Source organism: Pseudomonas oplopanacis (genome assembly GCF_057128725.1).
Genome location: NZ_JBSKHV010000002.1, coordinates 311787 through 331436 on the forward strand (window position 1 = coordinate 311787; position 19650 = coordinate 331436).

Annotated in this window: 16 protein-coding genes; 6 read left to right on the forward strand and 10 right to left on the reverse strand. The window is 59.2% G+C overall.

Features of this window, described 5'->3' with window-relative positions:
• Nucleotides 1-111: 111 nt before the first annotated feature.
• The 5 genes from ACWKV5_RS05785 to ACWKV5_RS05805 all read right to left on the reverse strand — a co-directional run bounded on the left by ACWKV5_RS05785 (nucleotide 112) and on the right by ACWKV5_RS05805 (nucleotide 5114).
• Nucleotides 112-813, reverse strand: a complete 702-nt coding sequence (locus tag ACWKV5_RS05785) for an ABC transporter ATP-binding protein (protein WP_027925631.1) — start codon at nucleotides 811-813, stop codon at nucleotides 112-114.
• Nucleotides 814-1581: a high-affinity branched-chain amino acid ABC transporter ATP-binding protein LivG gene (gene livG, locus ACWKV5_RS05790; RefSeq protein WP_483840537.1), complete on the reverse strand. Its 768-nt coding sequence runs from the start codon at nucleotides 1579-1581 to the stop codon at nucleotides 814-816.
• Nucleotides 1578-2834, reverse strand: coding sequence for a high-affinity branched-chain amino acid ABC transporter permease LivM (locus ACWKV5_RS05795; protein WP_483840538.1), 1257 nt, complete (start codon nucleotides 2832-2834; stop codon nucleotides 1578-1580). Before ACWKV5_RS05795 ends, livG begins: the two co-directional genes overlap by 4 nt.
• Nucleotides 2831-3754 (reverse strand): high-affinity branched-chain amino acid ABC transporter permease LivH, encoded by a 924-nt coding sequence (gene livH / locus ACWKV5_RS05800; RefSeq protein ID WP_027925628.1) that lies wholly within the window; start codon nucleotides 3752-3754, stop codon nucleotides 2831-2833. The genes ACWKV5_RS05795 and livH overlap by 4 nt, the downstream gene beginning before the upstream one ends.
• A gap of 232 nt (nucleotides 3755-3986) precedes the next feature.
• Nucleotides 3987-5114, reverse strand: a complete 1128-nt coding sequence (locus ACWKV5_RS05805) for a branched-chain amino acid ABC transporter substrate-binding protein (RefSeq protein WP_483840539.1) — start codon at nucleotides 5112-5114, stop codon at nucleotides 3987-3989.
• Nucleotides 5115-5464: 350 nt separating this feature from the next.
• On the opposite strand from ACWKV5_RS05805, the gene ACWKV5_RS05810 reads away from it, so the two are divergent.
• The gene (locus tag ACWKV5_RS05810; protein WP_140666187.1) at nucleotides 5465-5770 is read left to right on the forward strand and encodes a DUF2288 domain-containing protein; all 306 of its coding nucleotides are present in this window, start codon (nucleotides 5465-5467) and stop codon (nucleotides 5768-5770) included.
• Nucleotides 5771-6060: 290 nt separating this feature from the next.
• Here the strand turns inward: ACWKV5_RS05810 and ACWKV5_RS05815 are convergent, their stop codons facing one another.
• Nucleotides 6061-8256, reverse strand: coding sequence for a hypothetical protein (locus tag ACWKV5_RS05815; protein ID WP_483840540.1), 2196 nt, complete (start codon nucleotides 8254-8256; stop codon nucleotides 6061-6063).
• A gap of 197 nt (nucleotides 8257-8453) precedes the next feature.
• Here ACWKV5_RS05815 and ACWKV5_RS05820 point away from each other — a divergent pair, with 197 nt between their 5' ends.
• Complete coding sequence (locus tag ACWKV5_RS05820) at nucleotides 8454-9350, forward strand: NAD(P)-dependent oxidoreductase (RefSeq protein ID WP_483840541.1); 897 nt, start codon at nucleotides 8454-8456, stop codon at nucleotides 9348-9350.
• On the opposite strand, the gene ACWKV5_RS05825 is transcribed toward ACWKV5_RS05820, so the two are convergent.
• Nucleotides 9241-11523: a putative bifunctional diguanylate cyclase/phosphodiesterase gene (locus ACWKV5_RS05825; protein WP_483840542.1), complete on the reverse strand. Its 2283-nt coding sequence runs from the start codon at nucleotides 11521-11523 to the stop codon at nucleotides 9241-9243. The two genes, ACWKV5_RS05820 and ACWKV5_RS05825, sit on opposite strands and share 110 nt — an antisense overlap.
• Before the next feature lie 147 nt (nucleotides 11524-11670).
• On the reverse strand, nucleotides 11671-12036 hold the full coding sequence (locus ACWKV5_RS05830; RefSeq protein ID WP_483840543.1) for a YkgJ family cysteine cluster protein: 366 nt from the start codon (nucleotides 12034-12036) through the stop codon (nucleotides 11671-11673).
• A 292-nt stretch (nucleotides 12037-12328) separates the two neighbouring features.
• Between ACWKV5_RS05830 and ACWKV5_RS05835 the strand changes: the two genes are divergently transcribed.
• Nucleotides 12329-13678, forward strand: a complete 1350-nt coding sequence (locus ACWKV5_RS05835; protein WP_483840544.1) for a spinster family MFS transporter — start codon at nucleotides 12329-12331, stop codon at nucleotides 13676-13678.
• Nucleotides 13679-13782: 104 nt separating this feature from the next.
• Here ACWKV5_RS05835 and rapA read toward each other — a convergent pair whose 3' ends face one another.
• Nucleotides 13783-16629 carry an RNA polymerase-associated protein RapA gene (gene rapA / locus ACWKV5_RS05840; protein ID WP_310263190.1) on the reverse strand — a complete coding sequence of 949 codons (2847 nt, stop codon included), beginning with the start codon at nucleotides 16627-16629 and terminating at the stop codon, nucleotides 13783-13785.
• A gap of 219 nt (nucleotides 16630-16848) precedes the next feature.
• Here rapA and ACWKV5_RS05845 point away from each other — a divergent pair, with 219 nt between their 5' ends.
• From ACWKV5_RS05845 to ccoM, 3 genes are all read left to right on the forward strand, one after another.
• Nucleotides 16849-17190: a hypothetical protein gene (locus ACWKV5_RS05845; protein ID WP_027925620.1), complete on the forward strand. Its 342-nt coding sequence runs from the start codon at nucleotides 16849-16851 to the stop codon at nucleotides 17188-17190.
• Nucleotides 17191-17249: 59 nt separating this feature from the next.
• Nucleotides 17250-17411, forward strand: coding sequence for a hypothetical protein (locus ACWKV5_RS05850; RefSeq protein WP_007935839.1), 162 nt, complete (start codon nucleotides 17250-17252; stop codon nucleotides 17409-17411).
• Between the two features lie 144 nt (nucleotides 17412-17555).
• Nucleotides 17556-17669 (forward strand): cytochrome c oxidase subunit CcoM, encoded by a 114-nt coding sequence (ccoM, locus tag ACWKV5_RS05855; RefSeq protein WP_027925619.1) that lies wholly within the window; start codon nucleotides 17556-17558, stop codon nucleotides 17667-17669.
• 174 nt (nucleotides 17670-17843) lie between these two features.
• On the opposite strand, the gene ACWKV5_RS05860 is transcribed toward ccoM, so the two are convergent.
• Entirely contained in the window at nucleotides 17844-19319 is a 1476-nt protein-coding gene (locus ACWKV5_RS05860) for an inorganic phosphate transporter (RefSeq protein ID WP_483840545.1), read from the reverse strand.
• Between the last annotated feature and the right edge of the window lie 331 nt (nucleotides 19320-19650).

Consider the following 19650-nt stretch of genomic DNA (forward strand, 5'->3'; position numbering starts at 1 on the left):
CACACCGCCTTCGCGAGCAGGCTCGCTCCCACAGGGGGGGGCATCGTCTACAAAATTTGTGGCAGGCACAAAAAAACGGCCCGAAGGCCGTTTTTTGTTTACCGCAACGACTCAACCACCCAGATACGCTTCGCGCACTTTCGGGTCAGTCAGCAGGGCTTCACCCGTGCCTTGCATCACCACCCGGCCGTTCTCGAGAACGTACGCACGGTCGGCAATTTTCAGCGCCTGGTTGGCATTCTGCTCGACCAGGAACACGGTCACGCCATCCTTGCGCAGTTGTTCGATGATGTCGAAGATCTGCTGGATGATGATCGGTGCCAGGCCCAACGAAGGTTCGTCGAGCAACAGCAGCTTGGGCTTGCTCATCAGCGCACGGCCGATGGCGAGCATTTGCTGTTCGCCGCCGGACATGGTGCCGCCGCGCTGGGCGAAACGTTCTTTCAGGCGTGGGAAAAGTCCGAGAACCTTGTCCATCTGTTCCTGATAGTCGCCCTTGTCGGTGAAGAAGCCGCCCATGGCGAGGTTTTCTTCCACGGTCAGGCGGGAGAACACCCGACGACCTTCCGGCACCACGGCAATGCTCTTGCGCATGATCTGCGCCGAGGTCTGCCCCACGAGCTCTTCGCCCATGTACTTGATGCTGCCACTGTGGGCCTGCGGCGAACCGCAAAGCGTCATCAGCAGGGTGGATTTACCCGCGCCGTTGGCGCCGATCAGGGTGACGATTTCGCCCTGGCGGATTTCCACGTTGACGCTGTGCAGGGCCTGGATCTTGCCGTAGAAGGTGGAAACGTTTTCGAATTGCAGCATTTACGCTTCCCCCAGGTAGGCTTTGATCACTTCGGGATTATCGCGGATCTGATCCGGCGTGCCGTTGGCCAGGGGGGTGCCCTGGTTGATCACGACGATGTGGTCGGAAATGCTCATGACCAGTTTCATGTCGTGTTCGATCAGCAGCACGGTCACGTTGTGCTCTTCACGCAGCACACTGATCAGCGCCTTGAGGTCTTCGGTTTCCTTCGGGTTCAGGCCGGCAGCCGGTTCGTCGAGCATGAGGATCCGCGGGCGGGTCATCATGCAGCGAGCGATTTCCAGACGACGTTGCTGACCATAAGCCAGGGTGCCGGCCGGACGGTTGGCGAAGGCCTTGAGGTTGACCTTCTCCAGCCAGTACTCGGCGAATTCCATGGCTTCGCGTTCGCTTTTGCGAAAGCTCGGGGTCTTGAACAGGCCGGCCAGGAAGTTGGTGTTCAGGTGACGGTGCTGGGCGATCAAGAGGTTCTCGACCGCGGTCATGTCCTTGAACAACCGCACGTTCTGGAAGGTGCGCACCACGCCTTTGAGGGCGATCTTGTGGCCCGGCAGGCCTTCGATCGGCTCGCCGTCCAGCAGGATGCTGCCGCCGCTCGGCTTGTAGAAACCGGTCAGGCAGTTGAACACCGTGGTCTTGCCGGCGCCGTTGGGGCCGATCAATGCCACGACCTGTTTTTCCTTCACGGTCAGGGCGACGCCGTTGACCGCCAGCAAGCCGCCGAAGCGCATGCTCAGATTGTCTACTTTCAGGATCTCGCGGCTCATTTGCGCAGCTCCATGTGAGGACGTTGCATGGGCAGCAGGCCTTGAGGACGCCAGATCATCATCAGCACCATCAAGGCGCCGAACATCAACATGCGGTATTCACTGAACTCACGCATCATTTCCGGCAACAGGATCATCACCGTGGCCGCCAGTACGACGCCCAATTGCGAGCCCATGCCGCCCAGCACCACGATGGCGAGGATGGTCGCCGACTCGATGAAGGTGAAGGACTCCGGTGTCACCAGGCCCTGACGCGCGGCGAAGAAGCTGCCGGCGAAACCGGCGAAGCACGCACCCAGGGTGAACGCAGAAAGCTTGATCGCCGTCGGGTTCAGGCCCAGCGCCCGGCAGGCGATTTCGTCTTCACGCAGGGCTTCCCAGGCACGGCCCAGAGGCATGCGCAGCAAGCGGTTGATGACGAACAGGGCGAACAGCGACAACAACACCGCGATCAGGTAAAGGAAGATCACCTTGTTCACCGGGTTGTAGGCCAGACCGAAGTACTCGTGGAAGGTCTGCATTCCCTCTGCGGCGGTTTTATCGAACGTCAGTCCGAACAGCGTTGGCTTGGGAATGTTGCTGATGCCGTTCGGGCCGCCGGTGATGTCGGTCAGGTTACGCAGGAACAGACGGATGATTTCACCGAAGCCCAGGGTCACGATCGCCAGGTAGTCACCCCGCAAACGCAGCACCGGGAAGCCCAGCAGGAAGCCGAACGTGGCTGCCATCAGGCCGGCAATCGGCAGGCAGATCCAGAAGCTCAGGCCGTAGTAATGCGACAGCAGCGCATAACTGTAGGCGCCGACGGCATAGAAACCGACGTAGCCGAGGTCGAGCAGGCCCGCCAGGCCGACCACGATGTTCAGGCCCAGGCCCAGCATTACGTAGATCAGCACCAGGGTGGCAATGTCCACTGCGCCGCGCGAGCCGAAGAACGGCCACACCAGTGCACCGATGATCAGCGCAATGATGATCCAGCGCTGGGTGGTCGGCAGGGTCAGGAAGTTACTGGCCTTGGCCGGCATGCCCGGCATGCTCGGCGAGGATTTCCAGGCCGCGCTGATCGACTTGTCGAACAACACTCGCAGGAACATCAGCACCGAGCACACGGCGATGATGAGCAGGGTGGTGTTGCTGGTGCCGTGGACTTCGAGGTTGATGCCGACGATGGTCAGTTTCAAACCGAGTACCGGGTAGGCGACTGCCCACACCAGCAAAGCGCTGAACAGCGCTTGTCTAAGATTCCTAGTCATACTTTTTCAACCTCCGGACGGCCCAACAGGCCGGTAGGCCGGAACAACAACACCAGAACCAATAGACCGAAAGCCACGACGTCCTTGTACTGGTCGCCGAAGATATCGGCACCAAAAGCTTCCGCTACCCCCAGCACAATCCCGCCGAGCATGGCGCCGGGAATGCTGCCGATACCGCCCAATACCGCTGCGGTGAAGGCCTTTAGGCCGACGAGGAAACCGGCGTTCGGGTTGATCACGCCATACTGCATGCTCAGGAGTACGGCCGCGATGGCCGCCAGTGCAGCACCGATGACGAAGGTCAGGGCGATGATGTTGTTGGTGTTGATACCCAGCAGGTTGGCCATCTTGATGTCTTCGGCACAGGCACGGCAGGCGCGACCCAGGCGAGAGCGGGAGATGAACAGCGTCAGGCCGAGCATGGCGACGAAGGTCACCACGAACACCACGATTTGCATGTAGGAAATCAGCACTTCATGTGCGCCACCTGGCCCGATGGTGAAGTTACCAGGGATCAGGTTGGGGATGGATTTGTCCTTGGAGTCTTGCGCCAGCAGAACCGTGTTCTGCAGGAAGATCGACATGCCGATGGCGGAAATCAGCGGAATCAGACGGTTGCTGCCGCGCAAGGGGCGGTAGGCGATCCGTTCGATGCTGTAGCCGTAGGCACTGGTCACGACGATGGTCGCGAGGAAAGCGGCAGTCATCAACAGCGGAACGCTGTCGAGTCCCATCATGGACAGGCCCGCGATGGCGATGAACGCCACGTAGGAACCAATCATGTACACCTCGCCGTGGGCGAAGTTGATCATTCCAATGATGCCGTAAACCATCGTATAGCCGATGGCGATCAGGGCATACGTGCTGCCAATGGTCAGGCCATTAACCAGCTGTTGGAAAAAGTGATAGATGTCAGGCATTACAGCGCTCCTAAAAACCTGATACGCATTTCACTGGTGGAGTCATTTTCCCGCTCGAGCCCCGTGGATCTGCATCCACTTCGAACGCGAGGTTTGCCAGCGAACCGCTGATGACGGTTTTGAGATTTTCAGGTGGGGAGACTGGCGGATCACGCCAGCGCGGCCCAAAACGTTCGTAAAACAAAGCCCACGGCACGCCGTGGGCTTTGTTGGCAGTCAGTCAGGCAAGGCCTTACTGAGGCGAAGCTTCAGTTTTTGGTTTGCCGAAGTGCCACTCGTAAACCACAAATTTGAAGTCTTTCAAGTCGCCCTTGGCGTCGAACTGCAGATCGCCAGTCGGGGTCTTGAAGGTGCCAGCGTGGATGGCAGCAGCCACTTTGGCGGTATCTTCGGACTTGGCAGACTTGATGCCTTCAGCGATCACTTCCACAGCCGAGTAGGCCGGGAACACGAACGGACCGCTCGGGTCTTCTTTCTTCGCCTTGAACGCATCAGCCAGGGCAACGTTGGCCGGATCCTGGTCGAAGGATTTCGGCAGGGTTACCAGCAGACCTTCGGAAGCGTCTTTGGCGATCTGCGAAATGGAGTCGTTACCCACGCCTTCCGGACCCATGAACTTGGCTTTCAGGCCTTTTTCCTGGGATTGACGCAGGATCAGCCCCAGCTCCGGGTGGTAGCCGCCGTAGTAGACGAAGTCGACGTTGGCTTGCTTGAGCTTGGCGATGATCGAGGAGAAGTCCTTGTCGCCGGCGTTGATGCCTTCGAACACGGCAACCTTGACGTTTTTGCCTTCCAGGGTTTTCTTCACGGCGGTGGCGATGCCTTCACCGTATTGCTGTTTGTCGTGCAGGACAGCAACGATTTTCGGTTTTACGTGATCGGCAATGTAGTTACCGGCGGCAGGGCCTTGGGCGCTGTCCAGACCGATGGTACGGAATACCATTTTGTAACCACGAGCGGTGATGTCCGGGCTGGTGGCAGCCGGGGTGATCATGATCACGCCTTCGTCTTCGTAAATGTCCGAAGCCGGTTGAGTGGAGCTGGAGCACAGGTGACCGACCACGAACTTGACGCCGTCGTTGACGACCTTGTTCGCGACCGCTACCGCTTGTTTTGGATCACAGGCGTCATCGTATTCAACGGCTTCGAGTTTCTTGCCGTCTACGCCGCCTTTGGCGTTGATTTGTTCGATGGCCATTTTGGCGCCACTGAACTGCATGTCGCCGTATTGGGCTACAGGACCGGTCTTAGGGCCGGCGATGCCGATCTTGATGGTGTCAGCTGCGAACGAATGGCTGGCAACCCCGGCCAGAACCATAGCGGCAAACAGTTTGGAAATCTGCTTAGTAGCCTTAGTCATAGTGCTCCACTCTTACTGTTGTAGTTTTTATAGTCCTGGCGCCGTAGCAGCAGAACCGGGTCAGATATCTTCGATATCCTCCGGAAAATGCCCCCGGCAACTGTACCGGTACAGTGTAGAGCGCCAATTGTTAGCCTGGGAAGCTGGCGCCAGGGGGCAAAACCTGAGGGTGTCGCTTTTTTGAAAGAAAAAGACAGAATAGCGGCGGGATGTTAGCTGGCTAATTGCTTGATTCAGCGGCATTCCCTGGCTTTCCTGCTCTTTTCAATCGGTGACTCAATTGCAACCGGGTTTTTCTGGCGGACCACCAACGTTATCATTCGCGTCGATTTCTTTTCCGGACAGGACCCATGACTCAAGAACCTAGCACCCTCTATGCCAAGCTGCTTGGTGAAACCGCATCTATTACCTGGAAAGAGTTGGAGCCGTTCTTCGCCAGGGGTGCCCTATTGTGGGTCGACCCTGGTCTTGATTTGATCGCTGCCGCCGAGGCCGTGGCCACGGACGAAGGGGAGAAAGTGGCTGCCTGGCTGGCCGCTGACCAAGTCGCCAAGCTGTCTGAAACGCGGGCGCTGGATCTTTTCGAACGTGACCCGCAGTTGTGGGCGGTGGTGGTTTCGCCGTGGATCCTGATCCAGGAAAGGGCGACGAGCTGAGTCGCTGCGCCTTATTGGTGCGCCGTGCAGGCAAGGAAAAGTGTGTAGGTGAGTAGCGTGATGGCACGTTGCCGTAGAGAAAGGCCACGTGCAGGGCCAGCATCACGGTAACGTAAACGTAATGGGCACAGTTCAGTGAGCAGCCGAAGGGCTGCTTAATTGTTTCTGGATGTAGGATTTGTGTTGAATCCGAGGCCGCTTTCGCGAGCAGGCTCGCTCCCACAGGGTTCAGTGTTCACCTTATGGGAGGAGCCTGCTCGCGAAGGGCGCGGCGCGGTATCGAGCCAGTCTCAGGCAGTCTTGCCAGTATGGTTATTCAGCGAAATAACCTTGGTCTTGCCAATGCGGTGACGGTAGATCTCGCGCAGGTATTTGATCGCTTTCTTCACGCAATCACGCGACAGGCGAATGTCGTTGATCGAGACAAACTTGTCCTTGTCGTTGATCAGCTCGCGGTACTTCTTCTCGTACATCGGTTTGATCGCGTACCAGTTGGTATCGAGGATCTTCGCCGGGTTCTCGAATTCGTTGAGCAAGTCGTCGATCCGGTCTTCGTCGAACTCTTCATTGATGATGAAGTCGAGGATCGAGTTGTCCAGCGTCTCGTCGAAGCGGTACGGGTTCTTCGCGAAGCAGCGCTTGATGAACGCGACGATCAGCGTCAGGAAATCGTCCGACAGGCACGGGCTCTTGGCGATCAGGGTGGTCAGCGACAAGTTGGCCGAGGCGCCGATCACCAGCGCGTAACGCTTGAGCGTGGTGTTCGGGAACAGGCTGTTGAGGTGGGTCTTCAACCGGTTCAAGTCCATGTAGGACAGCTTGTAGTCTTTCGGCAAGGAAACGATCGACACCACCGACGAGCAGTTCTTGAAGAAGTGCAGGTCGTGCAACGCGGCCGCGTCGTAACCGGAATTCTTGTACTGCTCCAGCGACGCACGATAGCGCTTGGACTCGATCGGCAGCAGGCTGATGCCTTCGATCGCCTGGGTCACTTTGTTGAAGTGCGGCAGGTCGATGGAGCGGAAGAACAAATCATCGATGTTCAGGCGCTGCGGCTCTTTCTCGAAGACCTTGAACTTGTCGCTGCTTGGCGGCGGGGTTTCCGGCACCACGGACTCGGCGTAGGCAATCGCCACCGGGCCGGCCAGGCTCATGAACAGGTCGTTGGCATCGAGGCGAATGGTTTCGCCGATGTCGATGCCGGCGCGACGGAAATAGTTCTGGTCGTAGTCAGTGGTCACCGCCTGCGCCGTCAGAATGTTGAAGATCTGCTGTGAGATGTACTGGTTGGCGTGCTTTTCCATCGCGTTGACGTCGATGTTCTGGATGTTGCCGTCATCGCTTTCTTCGGCATAACGCATGATGTCGTTGGAGATCAGCATCATGGCGTTCCATGGGCGAATACGGCCCATGACGCTGGCTTCGCTGCTGTCTTCGTTGGCGAAGTTGTAGGAGAAGTCCCACTCTTCCGACAGGTATTTGCACAACAGGCGACCGGCGTTGATGTGCAGCGCCTCGGACATTTCGCTGCGGTGATCGGAAATGTTCGGCAGCACGCAAATGCCGCTGGTGAAGATCGGCTCGAAGACGAAGGAATGACCGCTCTTGCCGTCATGTTCGTCCATCGGCTTGGTGTCGAACGTCTTGTTCATGTACGAGTGCTGCTGGGCCAGGCCGAATTCCGAGGCCATGCCCGAACCGGTACCGCCGCCGGCACTGAAGATCGAGAAATACAGGCGCGACTGGTTGGCCTTGATCCCGCAGCTGTCGATCAGGTACGAGTGAATCATCTTCCAGTCAGGGCTGGAGAAACGCTGGGTGTCCTTGTTCAGGATGATCTTGGCCAGGTACTGACCGAGGATCGGCGCGTTACCGGCGCCACCGGCGTGGACTTCCGACAAGTCCATGATTTTCATTTTGCTGTAGTCGCGCAGGAAGCCGCTTTTTTCGCCTTTGCGCGAGAAACGGATGCGACCGGCAATGTCTTTGTCGAGGTCACCGAGCATCACCAGCGGTTCCACCAGGAACACCGGTTTGGCGCCCTTGTTGGTGCCCAGGCGCAAGTTGTTGCGAATCCATTGGGCCGGGCTGTAGCCCTTTTCCGCATAGCGTTTGTCTGACGACGGACGGTCTTCGTTGTTGAATTCGTTGAGATAGAACTTGCGGGCGTTGTACACCAGCTCCGCGACGTCCAGGGCGATGTTGGAGCCGCAACGACCGAGACCGATCAGGCATACCGACGGGAATTCCTGGTCGTTGTGTTGTTCGCTGGCGCCTTCCAGATGGGGCGGGCGCGGGAACACCATGTCGCGCAGGCCGTCGAGGTTATCGAGGATGCGGTCGGTATTGGTTTCGGTGAAATACAGGTATTGCTGAGTGGCCAGCGGGCGCGTCGGGGTCAATGGCTTCGACGATGAGGGGCTGTTCGCCGCGGGGCTCAGAGTCAGATCGGAGACCGTAGTGGCCGGGTTATTTTTAGAAGTCATTGGGCGCCATCTACCTGGACTGGTTGGCTGAGCGACAACTGTCGTCAAACCTTCACGGAATGGGATCTCGCGTCTTTTTTTTGCGCGTATTTGGCCAAAGTCTCAGGGACTCGCCTGAGCAACAGTGGGTGGAATCCTTTCCTTAGTCATGATGAATCGGCCAATATTCGGCGATCTTTAATCAAAGAGAAGGCTAAATGATGTCAACACTACCTTCGTTGGGGTTCGCCGGAATTGGGCTGATGGGCCTGCCCATGTGCCGGCGCCTGCTGGCTGCGGGTTATCCGTTGACCGTGTGGAACCGCAATCCGGCCAAGTGCGCGCCGTTGGTTGAGGCCGGTGCCCGACAGGTGGCAACCCCCGCTGAACTGTGTCAGCACGCCGACATTGTCATGCTGTGCCTGGCGGACACCGCGGTGGTGCGTGAGGTGGTGTTTGGCCCGACCGGGGTGGCCTCTGGGGCGAAACGCGCCCAGTTGCTGGTGGACTTTTCCAGCCTGGAGCCCAGTGCTACGCGCGAAATGGCCAAACAACTGATCGACAGCACCGGCATGAGTTGGCTGGATGCTCCGGTGTCCGGCGGCGTGGTCGGCGCTGAGGCTGGCAGTCTGGCGATCATGGTGGGCGGCGAAGCAGCGGATTTGCAGCGAGTGCGTCCGCTATTGCTGACCCTGGGCCAGCGTGTCACCCACATGGGCGGCGTCGGGGCCGGGCAGGTGACTAAGGCGTGCAATCAGATGATCGTGGCGTGCAACGCGCTGGTCATTGCCGAAGTGGTGGCGCTGGCCGAGTCTTCCGGCGTTGACGCCCGATTGATCGCCGAAGCCCTTGCCGGTGGTTTTGCCGATTCAAAACCGTTGCAGATCCTCGCCCCGCAAATGGCCGAGAGCCAATTCGAACCGGTGAAATGGCACGTGCGCACGCTGCTCAAAGACCTCGACACCGCCGTGAAATTTTCCCGTGAACAGGGTTCGGCGACACCGCTCAGCGGATTGGCTGCGCAATTGATGCGACTGCATGGGAGCCAGGGATTCCTGGAAAAAGATCCATCGACGTTAGTGCAGATGTACCGCGAGCCAGACTCAAAGGCGTGACGTTGCACGAATGCCTGCGCTGGTTGATTTCGTTCAGCACCGGACGCAACTCGGCCAGCGGCACCGGGCGGCTGAGCAGATAACCTTGCACAAAGTCACAGCCCAGGCGTTCGAGAAAATCGTACTGCTCAAAGGTTTCGACGCCTTCGGTGACCACCTGCAAATGCAGGCTGTGAGCCATGACGATAATCGCCTGGACGATTTCCATGTCCTGGGTGGCTTTGGGAATGTCCTGGATAAACGAGCGGTCGATCTTCAGCGTGTTCAGCGGCAGGCGCTTGAGGTAGGCCAGGGACGAATAACCGGTGCCGAAGTCATCGATCGACAACGAAACCCCGAGGGCACGAATCTGCCGCAGCAGCACCAGCGTGTTGGCGAGGTTGCCCATCAACGCGTTTTCGGTGACTTCCAGCTCCAGCCGTTGCGGCGCGACCCCGGAGGCGTGCAGCGCAAATTCGATTTCATCGGCCAGATCCTCGCGCGCCAGGTTCAGCGGTGAGCAGTTCACGGCGATCTTCAGTTCTTCGCAACCGTTGCGGGACAGTTCACCGAGGTCTTCGCAGGCTTTGCGCAGCACCCAGTTGTCGAGCTCGCGGATCAGGCCGTTCGCCTCGGCAATGGCGATAAACCGATCAGGTGCGAGCAAACCGTGAACCGGGTGTTGCCAGCGAACCAGGGCTTCGAGCTTGCTGACCTGGCCGGTTTTCAGGTCGAAGATTGGCTGGTAATACAGCATCAACTCATTGTCTTTACGCAATGCGTGCCGCAGTTCTTCTTCGAGCTGCAGCTCCATCGTGGCGCGGGTCTTGAGAATGGAGCTGAAAAAATTCAGGCCGTTGCGACCAGCGTCCTTGGACTGGTACAGCGCCAGGTCGGCGTTCTTCAGCAGTTCTTCACAGGTCTTGCCGTCTTGCGGGAACAGGCTGATGCCGATGCTGGTGGTCATGACCATGTTGCGCCCGGAGAGCTCGATGGGCTCCTTCATTTTCAGCATGATGCGCTGGGCCATGTGCTGCGCTTCTTCGGGATCATTCAGGCCAATGAGGATGCAGAACTCGTCTCCGCCAAATCGGGCCACGACATCCTTGTGGCTGCGCACCGAGCTTTTGATATGGCCGGCCAGCACCTTGAGCAGTTCATCGCCCGCGTCATGGCCGAGGCTGTCGTTGATGCGCTTGAAGTGGTCGATGTCGAGGAACATCACCGCGAGCATGCCGCCTTCGTTGGTCTTCTCGATCAGCTTCTCGGCGAATATCTGATTGAAGCCACGACGGTTGATCAGGTTGGTCAAGGGATCGTAGTGCGCCACTTGTTGCAGCGACAGGCGCGCCTGGTCCAGCTGACTGAGCAGCGAGTTGACCCGCTGCAGGTCACGCTCCTTGTGTTGCAGCTTTTTGTCCGCCAGTGCCGCGCTGATGCTGCTCCCTATGATCAGCAGCGTCATGACCGCTACCGTCAACGCCAGTTGCAGGTGACTGTGTTCGCTGGCCGGCGCCAGGACGCTATCGTGAGGCATCACCAGATTGAAGGCCGCCATGCCGGTGAAGTGCATGCACAGGATGCCGGCCCCGAGGAGCAGGCTGGCGCTGTACTTGAGCAGTTGGTGAAACATCCCGGTGCCGTCGCGCAAATACCGCGACAGCAACAGCGCCGCCAGGCTGGCGCCAATTGCGATGACGATGGACAAGGCGAACAACGCCGGCTGGTAGTAGACCGTGGCACTCGAATGCATCGACGCCATGCCGACGTAATGCATGGCGGTAATCCCCAGCCCGACCCACACGGAAGCCTTGAGGCAATGCCGGACATTCAGGTCGGGGAGGCTGAGGGTGTGCATCACCAGCCATGACGTGCACAGGGCGATCAGCAGTGAGAGCAGGGTGACGGGAAGTTGATAGTGAAGTTCGACAGGCGCCTGGAACGCCAGCATGCCAATAAAATGCATGGCCCAGATACCGCCCGCCAGGCACCCGCTGCCGACCCAGCGCCAAAGCCTTTGCGAGGCCGGACTTTCCGCATGCGCCACACGCTCTGCCATATCCAGCGTGGCAAAACAGCCGACACACGCCACTACATAAGCCAGCAGCACCAGAAAAGGGTCATGCGTGCAATTGAGTATGAATTGCCCGCTCGCTGTCAGCTCGGTAATGAAATGCAGACCAAGCCACTCCATAGCACGCCCCGTCGTTGTCATCCTGGCCGGCTTAATGAACGCCAGCGAATGTCACGAGTATAGAGGCCGTGTCTGGAGTGCAAGCGGTGATGTCAAAATGGTTCCATATGATTTTGGCATCACGCTAATCGCGTTTGGTACTAAGCCTCAGGCGCTTTGTTCAAAAGGGATTTCGTACGCCGGTTGCAGGGCTGGAAGGCCGAAGGCTGCCCGGGCCGCGTCGCAGTCCACGTTCGCCTCGCCATTTTCCCAAGACGCCTCAAACTCCCGGCAGGTGCTGGAGCGTTCGTTGTAAATCGAGCATTTGACCTCGCAGCCGACGTCTCCTTCCAGGCTGATGCAGCGGGTGGGTTTACAGTCGGTGCCGAGCATCGCCACGCGACTGGGGCTGATCGACGCGACCAGATCATCCGGCACCGTGCCCCCGGACGAAGCGCATTCACCCCAGAAAAAAGACACACGGAAATGGGAACAGCAGGCACCGCAATTCAGACACGGACTGACTTCGGACATGGTCGATTTATCTACGCAGGAGGGGTACGCAGGGGGTGCGGACAGGGGCGCTATTCTAGGCTTCGCAACGGGCTTTGGAAGGGGGTATGAAAGGTATTTTTAAGCGACGGACGGCGCCCTGAAAATAGCGGTCGGACACCCGTGAATCCTGGGCCCGGTGGTCAGTGCGCCTGCGTGAGCGCCATGGCCTGATATCAGCCTTACAAATAATGACAGACAGTGTGGGCGGCCCTGTCTAGATTGACGGTTCCGGGGACAGTGAGGCCCCAATAACAATAAAAGAGACGGACCCATGCAGAACTCGACCCAAGCGGCGAATGCCTGGCGCATTCTGTTCCTGTTGTTCCTGGCCAACCTGTTCAACTTCTTCGATCGCACCATTCCCGCCATTATCATCGAGCCGATCCGCATGGAGTGGCACCTCAGCGACTTTCAGCTGGGGATCGTCGGCACCGCTTTCACCCTGGTTTACGCGATTGCCGGCCTGCCGCTGGGGCGGATGGCCGATACCGGTTCGCGTAGCAAACTGATGGGCTGGGGCCTGGCGGTCTGGAGCGGGCTGACCGCGGTCAACGGACTGGTGGGCAGTTTCTGGAGTTTCCTGATCGTGCGCATGGGCATCGGCATCGGTGAAGCCAGTTACGCACCGGCTGCCAACTCGCTGATCGGCGACCTGTTCCCGGCGCATCGTCGGGCGCGGGCGATGGGCATCTTCATGCTGGGTCTGCCGCTGGGCTTGTTGCTGGCGTTCTTCACCATCGGCGCGATGGTCAAGGCGTTCGACAGCTGGCGCGCGCCGTTCTTTATCGCGGCGGTGCCGGGGTTGATCCTGGCGATTTTCATGTTCTTCATCAAAGAGCCGAAGCGCGGCGCAGCAGAAACCGTGCAGGTGTCGCAGGAGCGCGTAGACCGGCCGATCCGCCGGGTGCTGGCGGTGCCGACGTTCCTGTGGCTGGTGATGGCCGGGCTGTGCTTCAACTTCGCGACCTACGCCTGCAACTCATTCCTGGTGCCGATGCTGCAACGCTACTTCCTGATGCCGTTGCAGGAAGCCGCGGTGGCCACGGGGGTGATCGTCGGGGTGACCGGTTTGTTCGGCCTGACGCTAGGCGGTTGGGTCGCTGACAAGATTCACCAGCGAGTGGCCAACGGGCGGCTGTTGTTTGCAGCGTTCAGTTTGATTATCTCGACCGTGTGCACGGCGTGGGCACTGCACGCCGGACGCATCGAAATTGGCGTGTTTGTCGCGGTCTTCAGTGTGGGCTGGCTGTTTGCCTACAACTTCTACACCTGCGTCTACACCGCGATTCAGGACGTGGTCGAGCCGCGTTTGCGGGCGACGGCAATGGCGCTGTTCTTTGCCGGGCTGTATTTGCTCGGCGGTGGATTGGGCCCCGTGGTGGTGGGTGGCTTGTCCGATCACTTTGCGCACACGGCGATGCTGGCGGCGGGTGCCGAGCAGATGACCGAGGCGTTCAAGGCCGTCGGGCTGCATGACGCGATGTACCTGATTCCGGTGGCGTTGTTCTTCACCATGGTGTTTCTGTTTATGGCGTCGCGGTGTTTTGTGCGAGATGCGAAGCGGATGAAGGAAGGGTTGGTGGCGGTGGTTGAGCCTGGGGTTGCTGTGGCGACTGCTTGATCGCCTTCGCGAGCAGGCCTTCAGCAACACCATAGGTATCAGCAGACAAAAAAAGGCCCGCATCACTGCGGGCCTTCTTTATTTAACCGGGTAGGGCAGGGGACTTAACCCGCCACCAACACCCGAATCGCTTCAAGCCGCAACGCAGCCTTTTCAAGCATGGCCAACCCTTGCTCACGCTGTTTGCGCAGGGCCACCAGTTCGCTGTCGCGCACGGTCGGGTTCACGGCTTGCAACGCGGTCAGGCGCGCCAGTTCTTCATCGGTATCCGCTGCCAGGCGACGCTGCGCCTCGGCCACACGCTCGGCGTGACGCGGCAGGATCTTCTCTTCGCCGGCGTTGATCCGAGGCGTCAGCTGATCACGCTGAGCCTGGATGAACTTGTTGGCGCTGGCACGCGGAACGCTTTCCAGCTGATCGTTCAAGGTCTCGAACGACACGCGGGCCGACAGGTCGTTGCCATTGGCATCGAGCAGGCAGCGCAGGGCGGCCGGCGGCAGGTAACGGCCCAGTTGCAGCGAGCGCGGGGCAACCACTTCGCTGACGTAGAGCAGTTCCAGCAACACGGTGCCGGGCTTGAGCGCCTTGTTCTTGATCAGCGCGACGGCGGTGTTGCCCATCGAGCCGGACAGGACCAGGTCCATGCCGCCCTGAACCATCGGGTGCTCCCAGGTGATGAACTGCATGTCTTCGCGAGACAGCGCCTGGTTGCGGTCGTAAGTGATGGTCACGCCTTCGTCGTCGCCCAGCGGGAAGCTGGCGTCGAGCATTTTTTCGCTCGGCTTGAGGATCAGGGCATTTTCCGAATGGTCTTCGCTGTCGATGCCGAAGGCGTCAAACAGGGTTTCCATGTAGATCGGCAGGGTGAACTGATCGTCTTGCTCAAGAATGTCTTCGACCAGCGCATCGCCTTCGCCAGCGCCGCCGGAATTGAGTTCCAGCAGACGGTCACGGCCGGTGTGCAAGTCGGCTTCCAGACGCTCACGCTCGGTGCGGGCTTCGTCGATCAGCGCTTGCCACTCGCCGTCGTCGGCCTCTTCCAGCAGCGGCAGCAGGCGCGGTCCGAACTGATGCTGCAAGGCGTTGCCGGTCGGGCAGGTGTTGAGGAAGGCGTTCAGCGCTTCGTGGTACCACTGGAACAGACGCTCTTGCGGGCTGGTTTCCAGGTACGGCACGTGCAGTTCGATGATGTGTTTCTGGCCGATCCGGTCCAGACGACCGATCCGCTGCTCCAGCAGGTCCGGGTGCGCCGGCAGATCGAACAGCACCAGGTGATGCGAGAACTGGAAGTTGCGACCTTCACTGCCGATTTCCGAGCAGATCAGCACTTGTGCGCCGAATTCTTCGTCGGCGAAGTAAGCGGCGGCGCGGTCACGCTCGAGGATGTTCATGCCTTCGTGGAACACCGTGGCCGGGATGCCGGAACGCACGCGCAGGGCGTCTTCCAGGTCCATGGCGGTTTCGGCGTGGGCGCAGATCACCAGCACTTTGGTGCGCTTGAGCATCTTCAGGGTGTCGATCAGCCACTCGACGCGCGGGTCGAATTTCCACCAGCGCTCTTCTTCGTTGGCGTCCGGCTGGGCCTGGAAGCTGACTTCCGGGTACAGCTCGGCGTGATCGCCCAGCGGCAGTTCGAGGTATTCATCCGGGCACGGCAGCGGGTACGGGTGCAGTTTGCGCTCCGGGAAACCCTGTACGGCAGCGCGGGTATTACGGAACAGCACGCGGCCGGTGCCATGGCGGTCCAGCAATTCACGCACGAGGCGCGCGCTGGCTTCGGTATCGCCATCGTTCACGGCGGTCAGCAAGGCTTCGCCTTCGTTGCCGAGGAAACCGTGAATGGTCTTGTGTGCTTCAGGCGACAGGCGCCCCTTGTCCAGCAGCTCCTGAACGGCTTCGGCCACCGGGCGATAGTTTTCGCTCTCGGCGCGGAAGGCGGCCAGGTCATGGAAACGGTTCGGGTCGAGCAGGCGCAGACGGGCGAAGTGGCTGTCCTGGCCCAGTTGTTCCGGGGTTGCGGTCAGCAGCAGCACGCCGGGAATGGTCTCGGCCAGTTGTTCGACCAGGGTGTATTCCGCGCTGGCCTTGTCTTCGTGCCATACCAGGTGGTGGGCTTCGTCGACGACCATCAGGTCCCAGCCGGCGGCAAACAGCGCGTCCTGGGCCTTTTCGTCTTCGACCAGCCACTCCAGTGCAACCAGCGCAAGCTGGGTGTCTTCGAACGGGTTGGTGGCATCGCTTTCGATGAAGCGTTCTTCGTCGAACAGCGCAACTTGCAGGTTGAAGCGGCGGCGCATCTCGACCAGCCACTGGTGCTGCAGGTTCTCGGGAACCAGGATCAGCACGCGGTTGGCGCGGCCCGAGAGCAATTGGCGATGGATCACCAGACCGGCTTCGATGGTTTTACCCAGGCCCACTTCGTCCGCCAGCAGAACGCGCGGCGCAATGCGGTCGGCGACTTCGCGGGCGATGTGCAACTGGTGCGCGATTGGTTGTGCACGCACGCCACCGAGGCCCCACAGCGCGGACTGCAATTGGCGGCTGGTGTGTTCCAGGGTGTTGTAACGCAGGGAGAACCAGGCCAGCGGGTCGATCTGCCCGGCGAACAGACGGTCGCTGGCCAGACGGAACTGAATGAAGTTCGACAGTTGGGTTTCCGGCAGGGTCACGCTTTCGTTCTGCGCGTTGAGACCGTGGTAGACCAGCAGGCCATCGACGTCGTCGACTTCCTGGACCGTCAGTTTCCAGCCTTCGAAGTGAGTGATCGAGTCACCGGGCGAAAACCGCACGCGGGTGAGGGGCGCATTCCGTAGCGCGTACTGGCGAGTCTCGCCAGTGGCCGGGTAGAGCACGGTCAACAAGCGGCCGTCCTGTGCCAGAACGGTGCCTAAACCCAGCTCGGCTTCGCTGTCACTGATCCAGCGTTGCCCCGGTTGATACTGCTGCGCCATGCTGCCTGACTCCCACCTTGAAAAAGCGGGCTATCTTAACGGAAGGAGGCCCTCAGGGCCAAAGGACTCTCATAAAAACTCGCAGTCTTACGTTAGCCCAATGAGGCGGTGCTTGCCGGCCAGGGCACTGATGAGTGCCAAACGGGTCACAGTTTGCGACCGATGGCTCAAGTCGCCATCCCCGCAGCCGACAGCCTGCTGACAGGAGACTAAAAAATTATGCTGCTACCGATGCTCCCCTTGAGTGCCGTGCCCATCACCTCACAGCACGACCCGATCCGCCAGCGCCCGGATATTCCGCCAGTGGTGCCGGTGCAGGAAAGCTCGAACGAAAGCACCATCGACCTGCAGCAGCGTGATCCCGAAGAAGCGGCTTTTCAGCTGCGCGAGGAACAGCGCCGCAAGCTGGAGCGCGAGCGTCGTCGCCGCGAGGCCGATGAAGACCCCGAGGAGCACCTGGCCATTCCCGGTGACGAACTGAATGCCGACAACACCGTGCCGGTGGCGCCGTTGATGGAAGATCAGCCGCGTCAGGGCTTGTGGGTCGATATTCAGATTTGAGTTGTGGCGGGTCAGCCCGCATTATTGCGCTATACCCGTCAAACGATGCACTGAGCACCATGAGCCAAGACGATAAGCTGATTGATCTCAACTCTGAACGCGCCAAGCGGGTTCACGACCTTAATGAAAAACGCTTGAATGAAGTTCGACAGGCGTTCGAGCAGGCAATGCCATTAGGCAAAGCCAAGAAGAAACCGAAGAACAAACCAAAAAAGCGTTGAACCCCCCTGCATCTTTTGATGCAGGTCAGTTATTACCCCGCCTTTAAGCCCGGTCTCGGGCGACATTGATCCAGGTCAATTTTCTCTTCTGCCTGTTTGGTTAACTTAGCCCTATCGCAACAGGGCAAGCCCAGGAGGCCAGTCATGTTTTTCGACAACGTGGTGATCGCCGGAGTGCTGACTGTCAGCCTCATGGTTATGTTTTTCGCAGGGTTTGGATTTTTTATCTGGAAGGATTCGCACAAGCGCAAACCGTAGTTCTTTCCAGGTGTAATGAGCACGCAAGGCATTTTGGGCAACTTCGGTTGCCCTTTTTTTTGCCTGCAATTTAGATCTGGCAATACAAAACCCTGTGGGAGCGGTTGAATTTGAAATTGCGCCCACAAAAAAGCCCGACTCAATGGTCGGGCTTTTTCATTGCTTGGCGATGGATCAGCTACCCAGCGCCTTCGACGCCAGCCAGAACAGGCCGGCCGACAGGCCCACCGTCGCTGGCAGGGTCAGGACCCAGGCCAGCAGGATGGTTTTCACCGTGCCGCCTTGCAGGCCGCTTTTGTTCGCGACCATGGTCCCGGCCACGCCCGAGGACAGCACGTGGGTGGTGGAGACCGGCAGGCTGAAGATATTCGCCAGGCCAATCATGCACGCGGTGGTGATCTGCGCCGACATGCCTTGTGCGTAAGTCATGCCTTGCTTGCCGATCTTCTCGCCGATGGTCAGTACCACACGTTTCCAGCCCACCATGGTGCCCAGGCCCAGTGCCAGGGCAACCGCCAAAATCACCCAGAACGGCGCGTATTCGGTGGTGGTGGTCAGGTCTTTGCGCAGTTTGTCCAGGTCAGCCTTTTCACGGGCATTGAGGCTAGGCAACTTGCCGACTTTCTTCGCCGTGTCATCCAGGCAGAGCAAGTAGCGGCGCACTTCGATGCGGCTTTCCGACGACAACGAGTGGTAGTCCGATACACCTTTAAGGGTGCCGAGCAGGGCGGTGATGGTCGGTTCGGTCTGTTGCGGGTTGCAACGGAATTTCTCCGGCAGATCACCTTCGATGCTTTTACCCAGTGCCAGGTATTCACCCAGGGTGTCGGCATTGCGCTTGTAGAACTGGCTCAGGTGCAGGGTCGCATCGCGGGTCCGTTCGATCTGGTACGTCGTGCTGCCCAGGTCGAGTACGAACTGCGCCGGCACGATACCGATCAGCACCAGCATGATCAGGCCGATACCTTTCTGGCCATCGTTGGAGCCGTGCACGAAGCTCACGGCCATGGCCGAGATCACCAGGACCAGACGGTTCCAGAACGGTGGGTGCTTCTTGTCATCGAGCTTGCGGCGCTGATCCGGTGTCTTGTGCATCTTCGACAGTGGACGCCACCATTTAAGGCCGATCAACACCAGTGCCGCGACGAGGAAGCCGGCCATTGGCGAGAACACCAGGGAGGCACCAATGTCGATCGCCTTCTGCCAGTTCACGCCATCGGCCAACGGAATGTCGTTGATCAAGGCGTTGGCCAGGCCGACACCGAGGATCGAACCGATCAGGGTGTGGGAGCTGGAGGCCGGGATACCGAAGTACCAGGTGCCCAGGTTCCAGGTGATGGCGGCAGCAAGCAGCGAGAACACCATGGCCAGTCCGTGACCGGTATTCACATTGATCAGCAGTTCCACCGGCAGCAGGTGAACGATGGCATACGCCACGCCAACACCGCCCAGCAGCACGCCGAGGAAGTTGAACACCCCGGAAAAGAACACCGCCAGATGAGGCGGCATGGCTTTGGTGTAGATAACAGTGGCCACCGCGTTTGCGGTGTCATGAAAGCCGTTGATGAACTCGAAGGCGAGGACAAAGGCCAGGGCGAGCAAGAGGCTCACAAGCACCCAAGCATCCAGTCCGCTGAATAAATCGATCATGAAGGTTTTCTGACCCGGTCGTAAGGGGGCGCGATTATGCCAGAAAAGACTGCTAATCAATGCACTTGCTGCTCATCGGTAACATTCTTCAACGAATTAAATGGTGAGGGACGCCAATCTCCCAGCGTTTTACCGGGTTTTTCAAGTCATTGAATTAATAGATAAAAGCCGCAGGCACAAGGGTTTCTCTCGTGTGGTCGAGAGGCTTCAACGCTTGTATGAAATATCTGAGAAGAGGGTCAGAAACGAGCCATTTGCCTCATCCGAGGGGTGAGGTGGCCGCTGCCCGCTTGTAGCGGGCACGAAAGGCTTGATCGATGCCACCCGCTTT